17 protein-coding genes are annotated in these 17,454 nt (G+C 63.5%); 4 read left to right on the forward strand and 13 right to left on the reverse strand.

The annotated features are described in order from the left end of the window. The first annotated feature begins 165 nt into the window (after positions 1-165). On the forward strand, positions 166-810 hold the full coding sequence (locus ACG97_RS12200; RefSeq protein ID WP_047967647.1) for a pyrimidine 5'-nucleotidase: 645 nt from the start codon (positions 166-168) through the stop codon (positions 808-810). Here ACG97_RS12200 and ACG97_RS12205 read toward each other — a convergent pair. The 3 genes from ACG97_RS12205 to ACG97_RS12215 form a co-directional block, all read right to left on the reverse strand. Then, positions 788-1,873: a VanZ family protein gene (locus tag ACG97_RS12205; protein ID WP_047967648.1), complete on the reverse strand. Its 1,086-nt coding sequence runs from the start codon at positions 1,871-1,873 to the stop codon at positions 788-790. The genes ACG97_RS12200 and ACG97_RS12205 overlap by 23 nt on opposite strands. A gap of 26 nt (positions 1,874-1,899) precedes the next feature. Beyond that, positions 1,900-2,970, reverse strand: a complete 1,071-nt coding sequence (locus tag ACG97_RS12210; protein ID WP_047967649.1) for a PLP-dependent cysteine synthase family protein — start codon at positions 2,968-2,970, stop codon at positions 1,900-1,902. A gap of 89 nt (positions 2,971-3,059) precedes the next feature. Further along, positions 3,060-3,659 (reverse strand): OmpW family protein, encoded by a 600-nt coding sequence (locus ACG97_RS12215; protein ID WP_047967650.1) that lies wholly within the window; start codon positions 3,657-3,659, stop codon positions 3,060-3,062. Positions 3,660-3,806: 147 nt separating this feature from the next. Between ACG97_RS12215 and ubiD the strand changes: the two genes are divergently transcribed. Beyond that, complete coding sequence (gene ubiD, locus ACG97_RS12220; protein ID WP_047967651.1) at positions 3,807-5,282, forward strand: 4-hydroxy-3-polyprenylbenzoate decarboxylase; 1,476 nt, start codon at positions 3,807-3,809, stop codon at positions 5,280-5,282. Positions 5,283-5,368: 86 nt separating this feature from the next. Continuing rightward, the gene (locus ACG97_RS12225; RefSeq protein WP_047967652.1) at positions 5,369-5,728 is read left to right on the forward strand and encodes a YggL family protein; all 360 of its coding nucleotides are present in this window, start codon (positions 5,369-5,371) and stop codon (positions 5,726-5,728) included. A gap of 220 nt (positions 5,729-5,948) precedes the next feature. Here the strand turns inward: ACG97_RS12225 and ACG97_RS12230 are convergent, their stop codons facing one another. The 9 genes from ACG97_RS12230 to ACG97_RS17670 all read right to left on the reverse strand — a co-directional run bounded on the left by ACG97_RS12230 (position 5,949) and on the right by ACG97_RS17670 (position 15,157). Further along, a complete protein-coding gene (locus tag ACG97_RS12230; RefSeq protein ID WP_156168035.1) occupies positions 5,949-6,305 on the reverse strand; it encodes a hypothetical protein in 357 nt (118 codons plus the stop codon). A 167-nt stretch (positions 6,306-6,472) separates the two neighbouring features. After that, entirely contained in the window at positions 6,473-7,876 is a 1,404-nt protein-coding gene (aspA, locus tag ACG97_RS12235; protein WP_047967654.1) for an aspartate ammonia-lyase, read from the reverse strand. Between the two features lie 192 nt (positions 7,877-8,068). Beyond that, positions 8,069-8,980, reverse strand: a complete 912-nt coding sequence (locus ACG97_RS12240) for a LysR substrate-binding domain-containing protein (protein ID WP_047967655.1) — start codon at positions 8,978-8,980, stop codon at positions 8,069-8,071. A gap of 114 nt (positions 8,981-9,094) precedes the next feature. Beyond that, entirely contained in the window at positions 9,095-9,340 is a 246-nt protein-coding gene (locus ACG97_RS12245) for a DUF2164 domain-containing protein (RefSeq protein WP_047967656.1), read from the reverse strand. 60 nt (positions 9,341-9,400) lie between these two features. Continuing rightward, entirely contained in the window at positions 9,401-10,714 is a 1,314-nt protein-coding gene (locus ACG97_RS12250) for a dicarboxylate/amino acid:cation symporter (RefSeq protein WP_047967657.1), read from the reverse strand. A 298-nt stretch (positions 10,715-11,012) separates the two neighbouring features. Then, positions 11,013-12,905 (reverse strand): nucleoside-diphosphate sugar epimerase/dehydratase, encoded by a 1,893-nt coding sequence (locus tag ACG97_RS12255; protein ID WP_047967658.1) that lies wholly within the window; start codon positions 12,903-12,905, stop codon positions 11,013-11,015. Between the two features lie 37 nt (positions 12,906-12,942). Further along, positions 12,943-13,560, reverse strand: a complete 618-nt coding sequence (locus ACG97_RS12260) for a sugar transferase (protein WP_304413452.1) — start codon at positions 13,558-13,560, stop codon at positions 12,943-12,945. A 164-nt stretch (positions 13,561-13,724) separates the two neighbouring features. After that, positions 13,725-14,888, reverse strand: a complete 1,164-nt coding sequence (locus ACG97_RS12265) for a DegT/DnrJ/EryC1/StrS aminotransferase family protein (RefSeq protein ID WP_047967659.1) — start codon at positions 14,886-14,888, stop codon at positions 13,725-13,727. Next, positions 14,885-15,157 (reverse strand): hypothetical protein, encoded by a 273-nt coding sequence (locus ACG97_RS17670; protein ID WP_156168036.1) that lies wholly within the window; start codon positions 15,155-15,157, stop codon positions 14,885-14,887. The genes ACG97_RS12265 and ACG97_RS17670 overlap by 4 nt, the downstream gene beginning before the upstream one ends. A 533-nt stretch (positions 15,158-15,690) precedes the next feature. Between ACG97_RS17670 and ACG97_RS17675 the strand changes: the two genes are divergently transcribed. After that, positions 15,691-15,930: a hypothetical protein gene (locus ACG97_RS17675; RefSeq protein WP_156168037.1), complete on the forward strand. Its 240-nt coding sequence runs from the start codon at positions 15,691-15,693 to the stop codon at positions 15,928-15,930. Between the two features lie 451 nt (positions 15,931-16,381). Here the strand turns inward: ACG97_RS17675 and ACG97_RS12270 are convergent, their stop codons facing one another. Continuing rightward, complete coding sequence (locus ACG97_RS12270; RefSeq protein WP_047967660.1) at positions 16,382-17,419, reverse strand: acyltransferase; 1,038 nt, start codon at positions 17,417-17,419, stop codon at positions 16,382-16,384. Positions 17,420-17,454: the final 35 nt, after the last annotated feature.

Below are 17,454 nucleotides of genomic sequence, written 5' to 3' on the forward strand. Positions count from 1 at the left end.
GCCCGCCACCTGCGTCAACACCCGCAAACGGACTTTTTGACACAAAAACCACAAGCCATTGATTTCAATAAGCAAGCAGCCTGAACAAAATTGAAAACCCAAGCCGGATTGGCTCTGCTACGCTGGACGCCCGACTCCTTCCAACTACCAAACCCCCATTAATTCATGCAACGACACTGGCTTTTCGATCTTGATGACACGCTGCACCACGCCGGCGCGCAGGTGTTTCCGCTGATTACGCTGCGGATGACCAGTTACATCATGCAACACCTGCAGGTTGACGAAGACGAGGCCCACCGCCTGCGCAAGCTGTACTGGCATCGCTATGGCGCAACCCTTGGTGGCCTGGTCAGACATCACCGCATCGACGCCGACCATTTCCTGCGCCACACCCACGACATGGACGAACTGCTGCCCTTGATCGACAGCAGCAACCAGCTACCGCAATTGCTGAGCCGCCTGCCGGGACGCAAGTGGGTATTTTCCAATGGCCCGCAACACTATGTAGAGGCGCTGATCGAACACCTGCGCATCGGCCATCTGTTTGAGGAGATTTTCGGCATCGAACGTTTCGGCCAGCCCAAGCCGCGGGCGGCCGCGTTTCGGCAGGTGCTGCGCCAAAGCGGCATTGCCGCCGAGTACTGCATCATGGTGGAAGATTCTGCGGCCAACCTGCGCACGGCACGACAGCTGGGCATGCGGACGGTGTGGATCAGCCAGCAGAAGCGCAAGCCGTGCTGGGTCGACTACCGCATCGGCAACCTGAGCCAGTTGCCGCGACTGGCAATTAGTGCCGCCCCTGCTGCCTGAGCGACAGCAGCAGGCAGGCAAATGCTGCCAGCGGCCACAAGTCGGCCACCAGGTCGACCAGTGCACTCATGTTCAACAGATGGCCGTAGCTCCAGCGGAACAGCGACAACACGTCGGACTGCAGACCGGACAGCGGCCAGAACGATACCACCAGCTGTGACAGCAGCAGGCACAGCATGGCGGCCAGGGTTTGCGGCCAACGTTGACCGCGCGTCACCGCCCACACCAGCAACAGGCCGCCAAGCAGACCCAGCGCAACATTGAGGTTGACCCACTGGAAGAACAATGCCGGCTTCAGCAGCGCACCGGCGGTGACCAGCTTCAGCACGATCACCGTCAGCAGGAAGTAGACGATGGCGCGCAACTGGTACTGGCGCCGGCTCAGGAAGCAGGTCAGGAACAGCAGGCTGCCGGCGAGATTGAGCATCGCGCTGCCGCCTTCGATCAGCATCAGGAACAATTGCGGATCCTGCAGCGGCGAGACATACGGCTGCGGCAGACCCTCCGGCAACACCACCATGCCGAACAGCGGAATCGCCGGATTCAGCTGTGTCAGGAACCACAATCCGATCAGCAGCAACGCGTAGTCGGCACTGCTGTCGCCGACGAACCAGCGCCGGCGCAAGGCCTTGCCTTGCGCCCAGAAGCGGGAAAACAGCGGAAAGGTCGCCAGCGTCGCGCCGCAGGCGGCGCCGCCGACGTTGTACAGCACGTCAAGATTGGAGGCGACGCGCAATGGCAGGAACTGCTGCAGCGTCTCCACCAGCACACTACTGAGACTGGCCACCACCATCGCCAGTCCCCAGCCCTGCCACTTGCGATGCGGCACCAGCGCCAGGCTGAAGCCGTAGGGAATATAGATCAGCAGGTTGACGGCATTGTCGAAAAAACGGGTGTAGTACGGCAGTGGATAGAACAGGAAGTCGAACAGCGGCAAACCGGTGTCCTGCCAGCCGCTGAACGGATAGGCGCTGAGGAACACGATCAGCGCGGCATTGATCAATGCCGCGTGCAGTGCAACATGACTGCGATCGGAAACGTGGGGAACGGGAGCGGAACTCATCGGTATCGTATGGCCAGGCAAGCGGTTCAGGCCTGCGCCTCCGACCACACGCCATCGTGGAAGAAGCGGCGATAACGGGTCAGCCATGGCGCGATGTCGTAGCCATTGCCCGCCAGCCAGGCGGGATCGAAGTAACTGTTGAGATAGCGGTTGCCGTCGTCACACAGCAGCGTGACGATGCTACCGCTCTGGCCGTTACGCTGCATTTCCGCCGCCAGCTGGCAGACGCCGTAGAAATTGGTGCCGGTGGAGCCGCCGCACTTGCGCCCGAGCACCTCCTCCAGAAAATGCACCGCGGCGTAGCTGGCGACGTTCGGCACGCGAATCATGTGATCGACCACACCGGGGATGAAGGACGGCTCGACACGCGGGCGGCCGATACCTTCCACCCCGGAGCCGCCACGGCACTGCTGGTCGCGCTGGCCACTATAGTAGCTGTCGTAGAACACCGAGTTTTCCGGATCCACCACGCACACCCGCGTCGCCAAACGCTGATAGCGCACGTAACGACCAAAGGTGGCGCTGGTGCCGCCGGTGCCGGCGCCACACACGATCCACTCCGGCACCGGATGCGGCTCCAGCGCCATCTGCCGGAAAATGGTATCGGCGATATTGTTGTTGCCGCGCCAGTCGGTGGCACGCTCGGCGTAGGTGAACTGGTCCATATAGTGACCATCCAGCTGCTGCGCCAGTTGCCGCGACACGTCATAGATGGTGGCCGGATCATCTACCAGGTGACAGCGCCCGCCGTAAAACTCGATGGCGCGGATTTTCTCGGCCGAGGTACTGCGCGGCATCACCGCGATGAACGGCAGCCCCAGCAGACGGGCGAAGTAGGCCTCCGACACTGCGGTACTGCCGCTGGACGCCTCGATGATGCTGGTACCGGCTTTGATCCAGCCGTTGCACAAGCCGTAGAGGAACAGGGAGCGCGCCAGGCGGTGCTTGAGGCTGCCGGTGGGATGGGTGGACTCGTCCTTGAAATAGAGCTGGATGTCGGGCAGCCCCGGCAGCGGCAAGGGAATCAGGTGCGTATCGCTGGAGCGATTGAAGTCTGCCTCGATCTTTTGTACCGCCTGCGCTACCCAGCTGCTCATCACAATCTCCTTGGAATAGACGCATTGTACCCGAGTCATGCAAAAAGGGCGCCGCAGCGCCCTTTTTCATGCCAGCCGCAGCCGGTCGATCAGAACTTCATGCCGATACCGACGCTGGTCACCAGCGGGTTGATGTCGAGGGTACCGACATTGCCACCAGCAACGGAAGAGTCAACCTTGGTCTTGATCCAGATTTTTTTCATGTCCAGGTTCAGGAACACGTCCTTGGTCAGCGGCATGTCGATACCAACCTGCAGTGCCGGGCCAAAGCTGTTTTTCTTGATGGACAGGCCGAGACCGGAGTCATCCTTGAAGCCGTAGAAGCGGGTGTAGTTGATACCGGCACCGGCGTACGGACGGAACTGGCCTTCCGGATTGAAGTGGTACTGCAGCGTCAGTGTCGGTGGCAGCACTTTCACGGAGCCGATCTTGGCACCGCCAGCAGTGATGTCGTGCTTGGACGTACCCAGGATCAGCTCGGCACCAATGTTGTTGGTGAGCATGTAGGTGAAGTCCAGCTCGGGAATGGTGTCATTCTTGACATCAACATTCAGCGCTTGCAGGGTGTCGTTTACCGAAGTTTGCGGATTTACATCGGTAATACGCAAACGTGCGATGATGTCGCCCTGTGCCGCGAAGGCACCAGCGGACAAGGAAGCCAGAATGGCGGCGATAGCGAATTTTTTCATGGTTATCTCCAAGCAAGTTCTGCGAAAATTCTTCTTGTTCGCCAAAGCACTCTTAATTGACCAGCAACTTGTCGAGCACGGCGAAGACGTGCGGCAAGAATAACCTTGCTCTGAAACAGGGTTTTTGCGTTAGATCATGAAACGATCATGAAATACCACGACCTGCGAGACTTCATTAGCCAACTGGAACGACAGCACGAGCTGAAGCGCATCAGCGTGCCGGTGTCGCCGCACCTGGAGATGACCGAGATCGGCGACCGCGTGCTGAAGGCCGGGGGCCCGGCACTGCTGTTCGAAACGCCGCAACAGGGCGACAAGCGCTACGATATCCCGGTGCTGGCCAATCTGTTCGGCACCCCCAAGCGGGTGGCGATGGGCATGGGCGCCAGCGATGTGATGCAGTTACGCGAAATCGGCAAGACACTGGCTTATCTGAAGGAGCCGGAACCGCCGAAGGGCTTGCGCGACGCGTGGGACAAGCTGCCGCTACTGAAGCAGGTGCTGTCGATGGCGCCGAAGGAAGTGAAGAAGGCGCCGTGCCAGGACATCGTGTGGGAAGGCGACGACGTGGACCTGGCCCGGCTGCCGATCCAGCACTGCTGGCCCGGCGACGTGGCGCCGCTGATTACCTGGGGCCTGACCGTGACGCGCGGCCCCAACAAGAAGCGCCAAAACCTCGGCATCTATCGCCAGCAGGTGATCGGCCGCAACCGCGTGATCATGCGCTGGCTGGCACACCGTGGCGGCGCGCTGGACTACCGAGAGTTCCGTGCGGCCAACCCTGACAAGCCCTACCCGGTGGCGGTGGTACTGGGCTGCGACCCGGCCACCATCCTGGGCGCGGTGACGCCAGTGCCGGATACGCTGTCGGAATACCAGTTTGCCGGCCTGCTGCGCGGCAGCCGTACCGAGCTGGTGCAGTGCCTCGGCTCCGACCTGCAGGTGCCGGCCAGTGCCGAAATCGTGCTGGAAGGCCACATCCACCCCAACGACATGGCAATGGAAGGCCCCTACGGCGACCACACCGGCTACTACAACGAGCAGGACAGCTTCCCGGTGTTCACCATCGACCGCATCACCATGCGCGAGAACCCGATCTACCACAGCACCTACACCGGCAAGCCACCGGACGAGCCGGCCATCCTCGGCGTGGCGCTGAACGAGGTGTTCGTGCCCATACTGCAGAAGCAGTTCCCAGAGATCGTCGACTTCTACCTGCCGCCGGAAGGCTGCAGCTACCGCATGGCGGTGGTGTCGATCAAGAAGCAGTACCCCGGCCACGCCAAGCGGGTGATGATGGGCTGCTGGAGCTTCCTGCGCCAGTTCATGTACACCAAGTTCATCGTGGTGGTCGACGACGACGTCAACACCCGCGACTGGAAGGAAGTGATCTGGGCGATCACCACGCGCATGGACCCGGTGCGCGACACCACGCTGATCGAGCACACCCCGATCGACTATCTGGACTTCGCCAGCCCGGTGTCCGGCCTCGGCGGCAAGATGGGGCTGGACGCCACCAACAAGCTGCCCGGCGAAACCAGCCGCGAATGGGGCACCCCGATCGTGATGGACGCCGCCACCCGCCAGCGCGTGGACAGCCTGTGGCAGCAACTGGGGCTGTAACGCGCCGCCGCCGCAAATAATTGTGTTACCCCGGGCAGGGCGCGTTATCATCGCGCCCTGTCTGTACTTACCCCGGAGATCTCACCATGATTAATGCCAATTCCCGCCAGCGCCTGAAACGCCTGAAACCCCGCCAGCGCAAGAAGCTGCGCGTTGGTGAGTTCCAGGAACTGGGCTTTACCGTGATTGCCAATCTGAAAGAAGACGCCGCTGCCGGCGCCCACGACGGCCTACTGGATGCCTGGCTGGACGCGGTCGAGCAGCACGGTGTCAGCTTTGGCGGCCACTTCAGCGACGGCCAGCTGGACGGCATCGTATTCCCGATCAACGGCGTGGCGGTGACCGCCGAGATGCGCAACGCGCTGAACAGCTGGCTGCAGGCGCGCGCCGAAGTCAGCGACGTGGAATGCAGCGAGCTGCTGGACGTGTGGCACAGCGCCTGGTAAGGCTGCGGCCAACCCTGGCACCATGAAAAAAGCCTCCGCATGCGGAGGCTTTTTTCTATGCGCGTCAAAACCTGTTCACGATCTCGTGAGCCAAAACCAGACAAGGCGGAATGGACCAAAAAAGCGCCGTTGATGTTGATATCAATACGCATTTTTTGGCCAATGCCAACGAAGGATCAGCCACTTGGATATCAGGGTGCAGCAGATCGTGAACCGCTTCTCAGGGCACGGTCAGCCTGCGCCGCGCGTACAGCAGCAGGCCGTCGGCCAGGTGCCGGTACAGCCGCGGCGCGCGCGACGGCGGGCAAGGTTGGCCGCACAGCGGCGACGGATCGCCGGCCGCCGCCAGCGTCTGGCACAGCGACAGCTGTTCGTGCTGCCACGCCAGCCAGTCGGCCTCGCCGCGGCGTTGCAGGCGCTGGTACTGCTGCGGCCACGGCGCACCGGACTGCACGGTGCGCCAACCGAAAAACAGCAACGAATGCCACAGGGCAAAGCTGCTGCGACACTGGCGGCGGCACAAGGCCGGCAATACGGCGTTGACTGCCAGCAGCAAGGGCAACAAGGGCTGGGTCATGGGACCTCCTTTTTGTGCAACGCACAAAAGCGGTATAAACCGATTCTGCCGCCTTGCCAAGACACTTCGCCCTGCGGCTTCTCCCCGCTGCCACTCGAACCGCCACAAAAAAAGGCGTCACCATGCGGAGAACCGCACGGGGACGCCCTATAAAGGGACCTACAAACTTACAGCGTCACCCAGCGCGGGCTGGTCAGCGCCTCCGGCTGTAGCAGCTTGTCCAGCTGTTCGCGCGTCAGCAGGCCGCGACGCAGCACGATGTCGTAGACGCTGCCGCCGTTGGCGTGCGCCTCGGTGGCCACTTCGGTGGCGGCGGCGTAGCCGATGTAGGGGTTCAGCGCCGTCACCAGACCGACGGAACGGTGCACGGTGTCCAGCAGGTAGTCGCGGTTGGCGGTGATGCCGACCACGCAGTTTTCGCGCAGCGTGTCGCAGGCCGCGGTCAGGTGGCTGACGCTGCGGAACAGGCTGTAGGCGATCACCGGCTCGAAGGCGTTCAGCTGCAGCTGGCCGGCTTCCGCCGCCATGGTGACGGTCATGTCGTTGCCGATCACTTCATAGGCGACCTGGGTCACCACTTCCGGGATCACCGGATTGACCTTGCCCGGCATGATGGACGAGCCGGCCTGACGGGCTGGCAGGTTGATCTCGCCGAGGCCGGCACGCGGGCCGGACGACAGCAGGCGCAGATCGTTGCAGCTCTTGGACAGCTTTACCGCCACCCGCTTCAGTACCCCGGACAGCTGCACGAAGGCGCCGCAGTCCTGGGTCGCCTCGATCAGGTTCGGCGCGGTCTGCAGCGCGATGCCGGTCAGCGCCGACAGCTTCTCGCACACCAGCGGCGTGTAGTCCGGGTGGGCGGTGATGCCGGTGCCGATGGCGGTGGCGCCGAGGTTGATCTCCAGCATCAGCGCGCTGGCTTCGTACAGCCGCTGCTCGTCCTCGCCCAGCATCACCGCGTAGGTGCGGAATTCCTGCCCCAGCGTCATCGGTACCGCGTCCTGCAACTGGGTGCGGCCCATCTTCAGCACGCCGCCGAATTCGTCGGCCTTGTCGTCGAAGGCGTCACGCAGGCGGGCCATCGCCGCCAGCAGGCGCTGCACACCCCAGAACGTCGCCAGTCGCAGCGCGGTCGGGTACACGTCGTTGGTGCTCTGCCCCATGTTGACGTGCTCGTTGGGGTGCAGGTACTGGTACTCGCCCTTGCCATGGCCGAGGATCTCCAGCGCACGGTTGGCGATCACCTCGTTGGCGTTCATGTTGGTGGAGGTGCCGGCACCGCCCTGGATCACGTCGACCACGAACTGCTCGTGCAGCTTGCCGCCGCGGATTTCCTCGCACGCCAGCACGATGGCGTCCTTGTGCACGGTGCCGAGCAGGCCGAGCTGGTGGTTGGCCTGCGCCGCCGCCTGCTTGATCACCGCCAGCGCGCGGATCAGGTCGCCGTAGCCGGCAATGGTCTGGCCGGTAATCGGGAAGTTCTCGATGGCGCGCAGGGTATGCACACCCCAGTAAACGTGGGCAGGGACCTCGCGGTCGCCGAGCAGATCGTGTTCAAGACGGGTCGACATGGTGGTGTTCTTGTGTGGGGAAGGATGGCCGCCACTGTAGCGCCGCCGTCGCCACCACGACCAATTCCGAATGGCGATGGGATGATGCAGGATTTGCATGATCGCCGATCATGTCGCCAACGCACGATCAAAACCCAACAACATGCGGCCAACGTCGCTGTAAGGTTGGCCGCAATACGGGGTTGCGCCGCGCTACACCGCCGGATAGCGCGCCGCCAGCTGCTGCCACAGCGCATCCAGCGCCGGCAGTTCGCGTCGCGCATCGCGGTAGACGCGGATCTCCATCGGCAGCGTCCACTGCTCGCCGCCGGCGGCACACAACTGGCCGGCCCCCAGCTCGCGCTGCACCGCGCTGTGCGGCAGGAAGGCGACGCCGTGCCCTTCCAGCACCATCGCCTTCAGTCCCTCGGCCATGTCGGTCTCGAAGCACTGCCGCAGCGCGCACACGGCCGGTGCCCGCTCCAGGATCAGGTCGGTCATGCGCCGGAAGTAGGCGTTCTGGCCGTAGCCGAGGAAGGGCAACGGCGCGGCGCTGCTGCCGGGCAGCTGCCACTGCGGCTGGCCGTCCGCCAGCGCGCGCGCGAACGGCCCCAGCGTCTCGCTGCCCAGGCGCAGGCCTGGATAGCGGCCGGCGCTCAGCTCCACCGGATGGCGCGGATGGTGGTAACACAGCAGCAGGTCGGCATTGCCTTCGACCAGCGCCACCACCGCGTCGTGCACGTTGTGCGCCAGCAGGCGCCACGACACCTCGCCCAGCGCCGTGCGCTCGTCCGCCAGCCAGCGCGGTACGAAGCCGAACGACAGCGTGTGCGGCACCGCCAGCGTCAGCGTGGTGCCGTCCGCCGCATGCAGCCCGCGCAGCAGGGTGCGGGTGCTGGATAGCTCGCCGACCAGTTGCCGCGCCTTGTCCAGCAGCAGCTCGCCGGCCGGCGTCAGCCGCGTCGGCCAGGTGGTGCGGTCGATCAGGTCGGCGCCCAACCACTGCTCCAGCGCCTTGATGCGGCGCGAGAACGCCGGTTGCGTCAGGTGGCGCAATTCGGCGGAGCGGGTAAAGCTGCCGGTCTCGGCCAATACCAGAAAGTCTTCCAGCCAGCGGGTTTCCATAGCACACCTCCTGCAATGGCCTGCAGCGTAATCGCTCTGCCGGCCACACGCAAAAAAGGTTGGCCGCATGAGTGATCATGCGGCCAACCTTTTTCATGACATCAACGGGCGCCTTCAGTCGCGCTCCAGCTCCCACAGTGCCGACTGCAGCGACTCCATGCGCGCATCCAGCGCGCTTCGGGCGTCGGCCAGCGCGCGGTTGTAGATCGCCGGGCCGATGCGCCCGGCAACAAACAGCAGCAGCGACTGCGCGTCGAACGTGCCCAGTTCCACCCCGAACTCGCTATCCAGCTGGCGCTGCAGTGCGGGGGCCAGCTCGGCAAGCTGGGCGGGGCTGAGAAAACGTTCGTCGCGACTCATGGCAAGACTCCGGAATGACAGGCTGCCGCCGGGCGGCGGCAGCGCAAAACGCGCAGTCTATCAGCCCTGCTTGGCCAGTGCCGGTTGCAGCTCGACGTCACGGCCCTGCGGCTCGATGTCATCATCGTCATCCAGTTGCGGCAGCGCGGCAGTCAGTTCCTTCTCGGTCTTGGCGACCACGCTGGCGGCGATGGCGTTACCCAGCACGTTGGTGGCGGAACGGCCCATGTCCAGGAAGTGGTCGACGCCCAGCAGCAGCAGCAGGCCGGCTTCCGGAATGTTGAACTGTGCCAGGGTGGCGGCGATCACCACCAGCGACGCGCGCGGCACGCCGGCCATGCCCTTGGACGTCACCATCAGGATCAGCAGCATGGTGATTTCCTGCGACAGCGTCAGGTCGATACCGTAGGCCTGGGCGATGAAGATGGTCGCAAAGGTGCAGTACATCATCGAGCCGTCGAGGTTGAACGAGTAACCCATCGGCAGCACGAAGCTGGCGATGCGGTCGGAGCAGCCGAAGCGCTTCAGGCGATCCAGGGTCTTCGGATAGGCGGCCTCGGAGCTGGCGGTGGAGAAGGCCAGCAGTGCCGGCTCGCGCACCGCGCGCAGCAGCTCGATGACGCGGCCCTTCAGGAAGATCGCACCCATGGCCAGCAGCGCCAGCCACAGCAGGCTCAGCGACATGTAGAACTGCGCCATGAAGCTGCCGTAGGTGGACAGGATGCCCAGGCCCTCTTTCGCCACCATGCCGGCGATCGCGGCAAACACCGCGAACGGCGCGAAGTTCATCACGTAGCCGGTGACCTTCAGCATGATGTGGGCGACGGCGTCGATGGCGTCGATCAGGCCCTTGGCCTTGTCGCCGATGGCGGCGGCACCAGTACCGAAGAACAGCGAGAACACCACGATGGCGAGGATCTCGTTCTTGGCCAGCGCGTCGAACACGCTCTTCGGAATCAGGTGGCTGATGAAGTCCTTCAGTGTCAGCGCGCCCTTCTCGATGCCGGAGCTGGCGGTAATGTCCGGCAGCGGCAGGCTGAGGCCGACACCCGGCTTCAGCAGGTTGACCATCACCAGGCCCAGCATCAGGGACACCAGCGAGGCGGTCACGAACCAGCCCATCGCCTTGGCACCGATGCGGCCAACGGTAGCGGAGTCACCCATGCGTGCAATGCCGACCACCAGGGTGGAGAACACCAGCGGCGCGATGATCATCTTGATCAGACGCAGGAAGACGTCGGTCAGGATGGACAGATTGTCGGCAAAGGATTTGATGGCTTCCGGGCTGCCGGCCATCTCGCGCCAGGCATAACCGGTGATGATGCCCAGAACCATTGCGGCCAGGATCATCGTTGTCAGTCGATTCAGTTTCACGGGGACTCCATGCATATGAGGGTCAATAACACTTTCGTGGCTCCGGCCAGGCCGGCGTACGGCATCTGGCGTGCCGTTTTCTATTGGCAGCCCCTACAGCACAGACCGTGCCAGCTTTTACTACAGCCAAAGCGTTGATTTACAAGGAATACTCTCGTCATGAGCGGCCATCAGAACGGCAGACCGAATACCCACCCGATCGGCATCCGGATTTCCGAACGCCCTGCCGCCGTGACGCGCCCATAAAAAAACCGCCCGTCATGGCTGGCATGACGGGCGGTGTGCGGGCGGCGCCGTTTCAGTTGTCGCCGGCGGCGGCCTGTGCCACCCAGTCGGCGGTGTGCGCCGCCGCCTTGAATTCGTGCACCACCTGTTGCAGCTCGCTAAAGGCGCGCGGCGCGTCCAGCGCGGCGCAGGCACTGCGCAAGGCCGCCAGATGGCCGGCCAGCTGCGCCGGCGGCAGGTGGTACTCCTGCGCGCGCATGATGCGCGGATGGTCGGTGGCCAGCACGCCGTCGCCGATCAGCAGCTCCTCGTACAGCTTCTCACCCGGGCGCAGGCCGGTGCAGCGGATCTCGATGTCGCCGTGCGGATGGTAGTCGTCGCGCACCTCCAGCCCGGACAGGTGGATCATGCGCCGCGCCAGATCAATGATCTTCACCGGCTCACCCATATCCAGCACGAACACGTCGCCGCCCTCGCCCATCGCGCCGGCCTGGATCACCAGCTGCGCCGCCTCGGGGATGGTCATGAAGTAGCGGGTGATGTCGGGATGGGTCAGCGTCACCGGCCCGCCTGCCGCGATCTGCTGCTTGAACAGCGGCACCACCGAGCCGGAGCTGCCCAGCACGTTGCCGAAGCGCACCATCACGAAACGGGTGCGGCTGCCGGCGGCGTGGCGCGCCTGCAAGGTCAGCTCGGCCAGGCGCTTGCTGGCGCCCATCACGTTGGTTGGCCGCACGGCTTTATCGGTGGAAATCAGCACGAAGGTGGCGACGCCGGCGTCCTGCGCCGCCTGCGCGCAGCTGTCGGTGCCGAAGGCGTTGTTGACGATACCGGCCACCGGATTGTGCTCCACCATCGGCACGTGCTTGTAGGCCGCCGCGTGGTACACCGTCTCCACCGCGAACGCCTGCAGCACCGAACTCAGCCGCGCCGTATCGGTGACGCTGCCCAGCACCGGCGTGCGCGCCACCGCCGGCGCCAGCCGCGCCAGCTCCTGGTCGATCGCGTACAGCGCGTATTCACTCAGTTCGAACAGCACGATGCGCGCCGGACGGTTTTTCACGATCTGGCGGCACAGCTCGGCGCCGATGGAACCGCCGGCGCCGGTGACCATCACCACCTTGCCGCGGATGTTGGCGGCCAGCAGTTCCGGCTGCGGCGGCACCTGGTCGCGGCCGAGCACGTCGTCGATCTCCACCTCGCGCAGCTCTTCCACCCGCACTTCGCCGGACACCAGATCGGCCATCCCCGGCAGGCGCTTGATCGGCACGTGCAGGGTTTCCAGCTGCTCCAGGATCTGGCGGTGGCGGCCACGGCTGGCCGACGGCATCGCCAGCAGGATCGCCTCCGCGCCGCTGTCCTGCAGCAGCTGCGGCAGGGTCAGCGGATCGTGCACCGTCAGGCCGCGGAAGGTGCGGCGCCACAGCTGCGGGTTGTCGTCGACAAAGGCCAGCGGCCGGTATTCGCGGCCCTCCTGTAGCGCCGCCATCAGCTGCAGGCCGGCACGGCCGGCGCCGTAGATGATCACCGGCCGCCGCGGCGCGTCCAGCGCGTCGATGCGGCGCACGATGCCGCGCAGGAAAAAGCGGCTGCCGCCGATATAGGCCATCGCGAACACCCAGAAGATCACGATGGCGGTGCGCGGGAACGGCGCAATGCCGGCCATCAGGATCACCGCCATCAGCAGCAGCACCGACAGCGACACGCCGACGAACACGGTGTACACGATGCGGTCGTCGAGGAATTTCAGCACCGCGCGGTACAGGCCGAGCTTGATGAAGATCGGCAGCACCCACAGCGGCGGCACCGCGAAAATCCACAGGTACGGGTCCAGCTTCGGGTCCCAGTTGCCACCCAGCCGCAGCAGCACCGCGCTCCACAGCGCCAGCGGCAGCAGCAGCGCATCCAGCAGCATCAACAGCGCCATCTTGTGGTGGCGCGAGAAGGACAGCAGTTTTTCCAGCATGTTGTTCCCAAGGTTGGCCGCAGACAGGGCCGAAAGCCTAGCGCGACACGATCTTCAGCAAGGTGGCCAGGATGATCTGCACATCGCCCCACAGCGTGTAGCTGCGCGCGTATTGCAGGTAGTAATCCAGCTTCTGCGGCAGGATCGATTCGATGTACATCTTTTCCGCATCCGCCGCTTTGCCGAGCAGCTCGTTCTCGTCGATCATGCGGATCGACGCCCAGTCGGTAATGCCGGGGCGCACCGACAGCACGACCTCCTTCACCCGCGCCGGATAAAGCGCCACGTATTTCGGCACCTCCGGGCGCGGCCCGACCAGGCTCATGTCGCCGAACAGCACGTCCAGCAGCTGCGGCAACTCGTCCAGCTTGGTCTTGCGCAGCAGGCGACCGGCGCGGGTGACGCGGGCGTCGGCGCCCACCGTCAGCTGGCCGGCGGCTTCGGCATTGATCTGCATGGTGCGGAACTTGTGGATGCGGAACAGCTGGCCGCCGCGCCCTACCCGCACCTGGCGGAAGAACACCGGGCCCGGCGAATCCAGCTTCACCCACAACGCGATGGCCAGCAGCAGCGGCCAGATCAGCCACAGCCCGGCCAGCACCGCCGTCAGGTCGAACAGGCGCTTGACGATCGGCGAGCCGTGGGTAGCGGCCAAGGTTGGCCGCAGATTATCCGGTAGCCCAAAGCTGCTGCACGACTCGTCTGCGGCGTTGGCCGATGCTCGCGCGGTACCGTCCGTACTCTCTCGGTCGCTGTGCGCCGTCCGCCCTGCATCCGCGCCGCTCGCGACGCCTTGCTTGTTTTCTGGCTTGTCGCTCATCACTTGCCCAGCACTTCGCGCACCGCGGCGATCACGCGGCGCTGGTCGTCGTCCGTCATGCGCGTGTACAGCGGCAGCGTCACCTCGGCCTCGAACGCCGCGTCGGCCACCGGGAAATCCTCGCGCTTCAGGCCGTAACCATCGCGCCACACCGGCTGGCGATGCAGCGGGATGAAGTGTACCGAGCAGCCGATACCCAGCTCCGCCATGCGCACGATGAAATCGTCACGGCTGATGCCGGCTTCCGGCTTCAGCCGTACCGGGTACAGGTGCCAGGCGTGGTTGCTGCCGGCATCCACCGGCCGCGCCGGCAGGATCAGCGGCAGGTCGGCCAGCGCCTCATCGTAGCGTGCGGCCAACGTTTCGCGCTTCTGCAGGAAGGCGTTGATCTTCTTCAGCTGGTGAATGCCCATCGCCGCGGCGGTGTCCGGCATGTTGTACTTGTAGCCGGGCGCGACCACCTCGTAATACCAGGCCGGCGTCTTGGAGGTGTAGCGGTCGAAGGCGTCGCGACTGATGCCGTGCAGGCGCATGACTTTACATCTTGCGAGGATGTCCTTGTTCTTGGACACCACCATGCCGCCTTCGCCGGTGGTCATGGTCTTGTTGGCGTAGAAGCTGAACACGGTGACATCGGAATCCAGCGTGCCGATCAGCTTGCCCTTGTAGTACGTCGGCATCGCGTGGGCGGCGTCCTCGACGATCTTCAGCTTATGCTCGCGGGCGATGGCGATGATCGCGTCCATGTCGCAGGCCAGACCGGCAAAGTGCACCGGCATGATCGCCCTGGTTTTCTCCGTGATCGCGGCGCGAATCGCCTCTGGGCGGATGTTGAAGGTCACCGGATCGACGTCCACGATCACCGGGTGGGCGCCGAGATAGCGAACCACCTCGGCGGTGGCGGTAAAGGTGTAGCTGGGCACGATAACCTCGTCGCCCGGGCCGATACCGACCGCCTCCAGCGCCAGATGCAGGCCGGCGGTGGCGGAGTTCACCGCGATCGCTTCCACGCCGTCACCGATAAACGCCGCAAAATCGGCCTCGAACTGCTTGGTTTTCGGCCCGGTAGTCACCCAGCCGGAACGCAGCGCATCGACCACTTCGTTGATTTCGTCTTCGCCGATGTCCGGCAGGGCGAAGGGGAGGAATTTTTGTTGGCTCACTTCGTTAATCTTTCAAATGATTTTTCTAATTCATTTACTGTAGTATCGTTAAAAATCGATAGCTTCTTCAGCATTTCTTCATAAGCACTAACTCCCAAATTCACAGCAATACTGCAAAGGGAAAGCTCTATATCAATCATCTTTCGCAGAATTACATTAGGATCAAGATGCCCATCCTTGCGAACACAACCAAGTCTATATGACTTTCTCCACAAGTAAGCATATAGCTTAAAGGAAGCATCCCATGCTGACTTCACATCATCACTCACCAAATCACTACCAGAAAAGACTCGTTCATCCGTGAATTTTTCGCAGTTATACCTAAGCAAAACATCAGTGAGAATTCTGAGCTGACTTTCTAACTCACTCAGTGATTTATACCGCTCCGAAAATAAAAACTGGATTTTCTACTGATATGTAAGAAAACAGCCCAAAACAAAAGTGAGGAATGCCACTAAAGCAGAAACAACACCAGCCGCATCACCAATTCGTCCAATTGATATCGGAAAAATAAAATCCCTAAATACTTGCAACGCGACACCAATTGAGACGCCTGCCATTAGAAACATTCCACACAGGATTTTTCTATTCACACATTACCCCCTGCCCCATTCCTCAGCTCAACGTTTACCACCCCAACCTTGTCACCATCACGCGGTAAACGTTGGGCTTCATTCCATTCAGCCCAACCTACCCTGCTTGCGGCCAACCTTGCCTCTGTCATCACCTCGGCGGCGCGCCCCGATAAGGCCGGGGTGCACCGCCCGACAAAAGCCGGCCAACCTTGGCCGCAACGTCTGCGATGCACCCGTCCCGTCAGCCGCGCGCCGGACAAACCGTTCGCGCCAAGGATAAACGCCGCCGCATGTCCGAGCGCAGCGAGTTCGGCGGCGCCTTGGCGCGGGCGGGCTTGGCCGGGGTTTCGCGCGGCGTCGGGTCGCCTTTTCTTTGCTTACTTTCTTTTGGCGAAGCAAAAGAAAGTGAGCCGCCGCCGCGCGGAAAGCGGCACTCAAACAGCGCCGCGCAGCGGCACATCAAATAAAACCATCCCCGATGCGGCCAACCTTGTCGGGTTACGCTACGCTAACCCGACCTACCTTAAAACCTGAAACCTTGGCCGCAACGTCTGCGACGCGCCCATCCCGTCAGCCGCGCGCCGGACAAACCATGCGCGCCAAGGGTAAACGCCGCCGCATGTCCGAGCGCAGCGAGTTCGGCGGCGCCTTGGCGCGGGCGGGCTTGGTCGGGGTTTCGCGCGGCGTCGGGTCGCCTTTTCTTTGCTTACTTTCTTTTGGCGAAGCAAAAGAAAGTGAGCCGCCGCCGCGCGGAAAGCGGCAGTCCAAACAACACCGCGCAGCGGCACATCAAACAAAACTACCCCGGATGCACCTGCGGCTTATCCGGACTACGCGATCGGCCCCACTGCGGCCAACCTTGCCGGGTTACGCTGCGCTAAGCCGACCTACCTCGAAATCCGCCCAACGTTGGCCGCGTCACTTCAATTTGTCCGCCAGCCGCTTGCCGATCTTTTGCGTCGGCAGCTCCACCAGGCGGTTGATCGCCACCGCCATGAACCAGGTCGCCAGCAGCGCGATGGCCACCATCAGCCACCACGGGGTGCCGTATTGTGCCAGCGCGAACAGGATGGCGTAACCGGCCACCGAGTGGCACACGTACCAGGCGTAGCTGACGCCGGCCACCCGCACCAGCAACGGCGCGGCCACCAGCCGCGGCCACAGCGCGCCGGCGACGAACAGCGCCACGCCGATGCCGTAGCTGGCGTACAACTCGGCGCTGTGCCAGTTGGTCACCCACACGAACAGGCCCAGCATGGCGAGGAAGTGCAGCACGGTTTCCCATTTGCCGGCCTGCCCGGTCTGGTAGAAGTACAGCCAGCAGCCGGCAAACATCAGCGGGAAGTAGCAGACGATGGTCTGGAAGTTGTTGGGTGCGGCGAAGCGGCACAGCCAGCCGATCAGCGGCAGCAGCAGCCAGATCGCCCACTTGATGCGCCGCCCGGTCAGCGCGAACGCCGTGCCCAGCATGGCGTAGAACCACAGCTCCACCTTCAGCGTCCACATCACCGGATCGATGTTGCGCCCGCCCAGCCAGTCCTGGAATGCGATGCTGGCGTGGCCCAGCACGTCGGCGCGGGTCACGTCGAAGTCGCCGCCCGGCAGCCAGGACGCCAGCCACAGCGCCAGCACGGTCAGCAGCAGCCCGGCCCAGTAGGTGGGGTAGATGCGGAACACGCGCGACACCGCGAAGCGCGCCGCCCCCATGCGGGTCAGCGACAGCGGGATCAGCAGCCCGGAGATCAGCAGGAACAGCCCCACCCCCACCGCGCCAAGGTTGAACGGCAGCACGAAGGAAGCGCCGTGGTAGCCGTCCAGCGGCGGCAGGTGCATCACCTCGCCGATGCGGTCGCGGCGCTGCCAGAAGATCTGCGTGTAGTGGAACAGCACCACGGCCAGCATGGCCAGCCCGCGCAGGCCGTCGGCAAAATCGAAGCGGATGTGTTGTTGACTCATGCTGTGCTCGTTAACAAAAGGTTGGCCGCAAGCCT

It is taken from the genome of Vogesella sp. EB (genome assembly GCF_001037925.1).
Classification (GTDB): Bacteria; Pseudomonadota; Gammaproteobacteria; order Burkholderiales; family Chromobacteriaceae; genus Vogesella; species Vogesella indigofera.

Excerpts from the sequence above, each read along its gene's own strand:
- ACG97_RS12270 (WP_047967660.1), bottom strand. The coding sequence starts at position 17,419 with ATGAGTCAACAACACATCCGCTTCGATTTTGCCGACGGCCTGCGCGGG.
- ACG97_RS12215 (WP_047967650.1), bottom strand. The coding sequence starts at position 3,659 with ATGAAAAAATTCGCTATCGCCGCCATTCTGGCTTCCTTGTCCGCTGGT.
- ACG97_RS12240 (WP_047967655.1), bottom strand. The coding sequence starts at position 8,980 with ATGGAAACCCGCTGGCTGGAAGACTTTCTGGTATTGGCCGAGACCGGC.
- ubiD (WP_047967651.1), top strand. The coding sequence starts at position 3,807 with ATGAAATACCACGACCTGCGAGACTTCATTAGCCAACTGGAACGACAG.
- ACG97_RS12225 (WP_047967652.1), top strand. The coding sequence starts at position 5,369 with ATGATTAATGCCAATTCCCGCCAGCGCCTGAAACGCCTGAAACCCCGC.
- ACG97_RS12210 (WP_047967649.1), bottom strand. The coding sequence starts at position 2,970 with ATGAGCAGCTGGGTAGCGCAGGCGGTACAAAAGATCGAGGCAGACTTC.
- ACG97_RS12245 (WP_047967656.1), bottom strand. The coding sequence starts at position 9,340 with ATGAGTCGCGACGAACGTTTTCTCAGCCCCGCCCAGCTTGCCGAGCTG.
- ACG97_RS17675 (WP_156168037.1), top strand. The coding sequence starts at position 15,691 with ATGCACCCGTCCCGTCAGCCGCGCGCCGGACAAACCGTTCGCGCCAAG.
- ACG97_RS12230 (WP_156168035.1), bottom strand. The coding sequence starts at position 6,305 with ATGACCCAGCCCTTGTTGCCCTTGCTGCTGGCAGTCAACGCCGTATTG.
- ACG97_RS12255 (WP_047967658.1), bottom strand. The coding sequence starts at position 12,905 with ATGCTGGAAAAACTGCTGTCCTTCTCGCGCCACCACAAGATGGCGCTG.
- ACG97_RS12205 (WP_047967648.1), bottom strand. The coding sequence starts at position 1,873 with ATGAGTTCCGCTCCCGTTCCCCACGTTTCCGATCGCAGTCATGTTGCA.
- aspA (WP_047967654.1), bottom strand. The coding sequence starts at position 7,876 with ATGTCGACCCGTCTTGAACACGATCTGCTCGGCGACCGCGAGGTCCCT.
- ACG97_RS12200 (WP_047967647.1), top strand. The coding sequence starts at position 166 with ATGCAACGACACTGGCTTTTCGATCTTGATGACACGCTGCACCACGCC.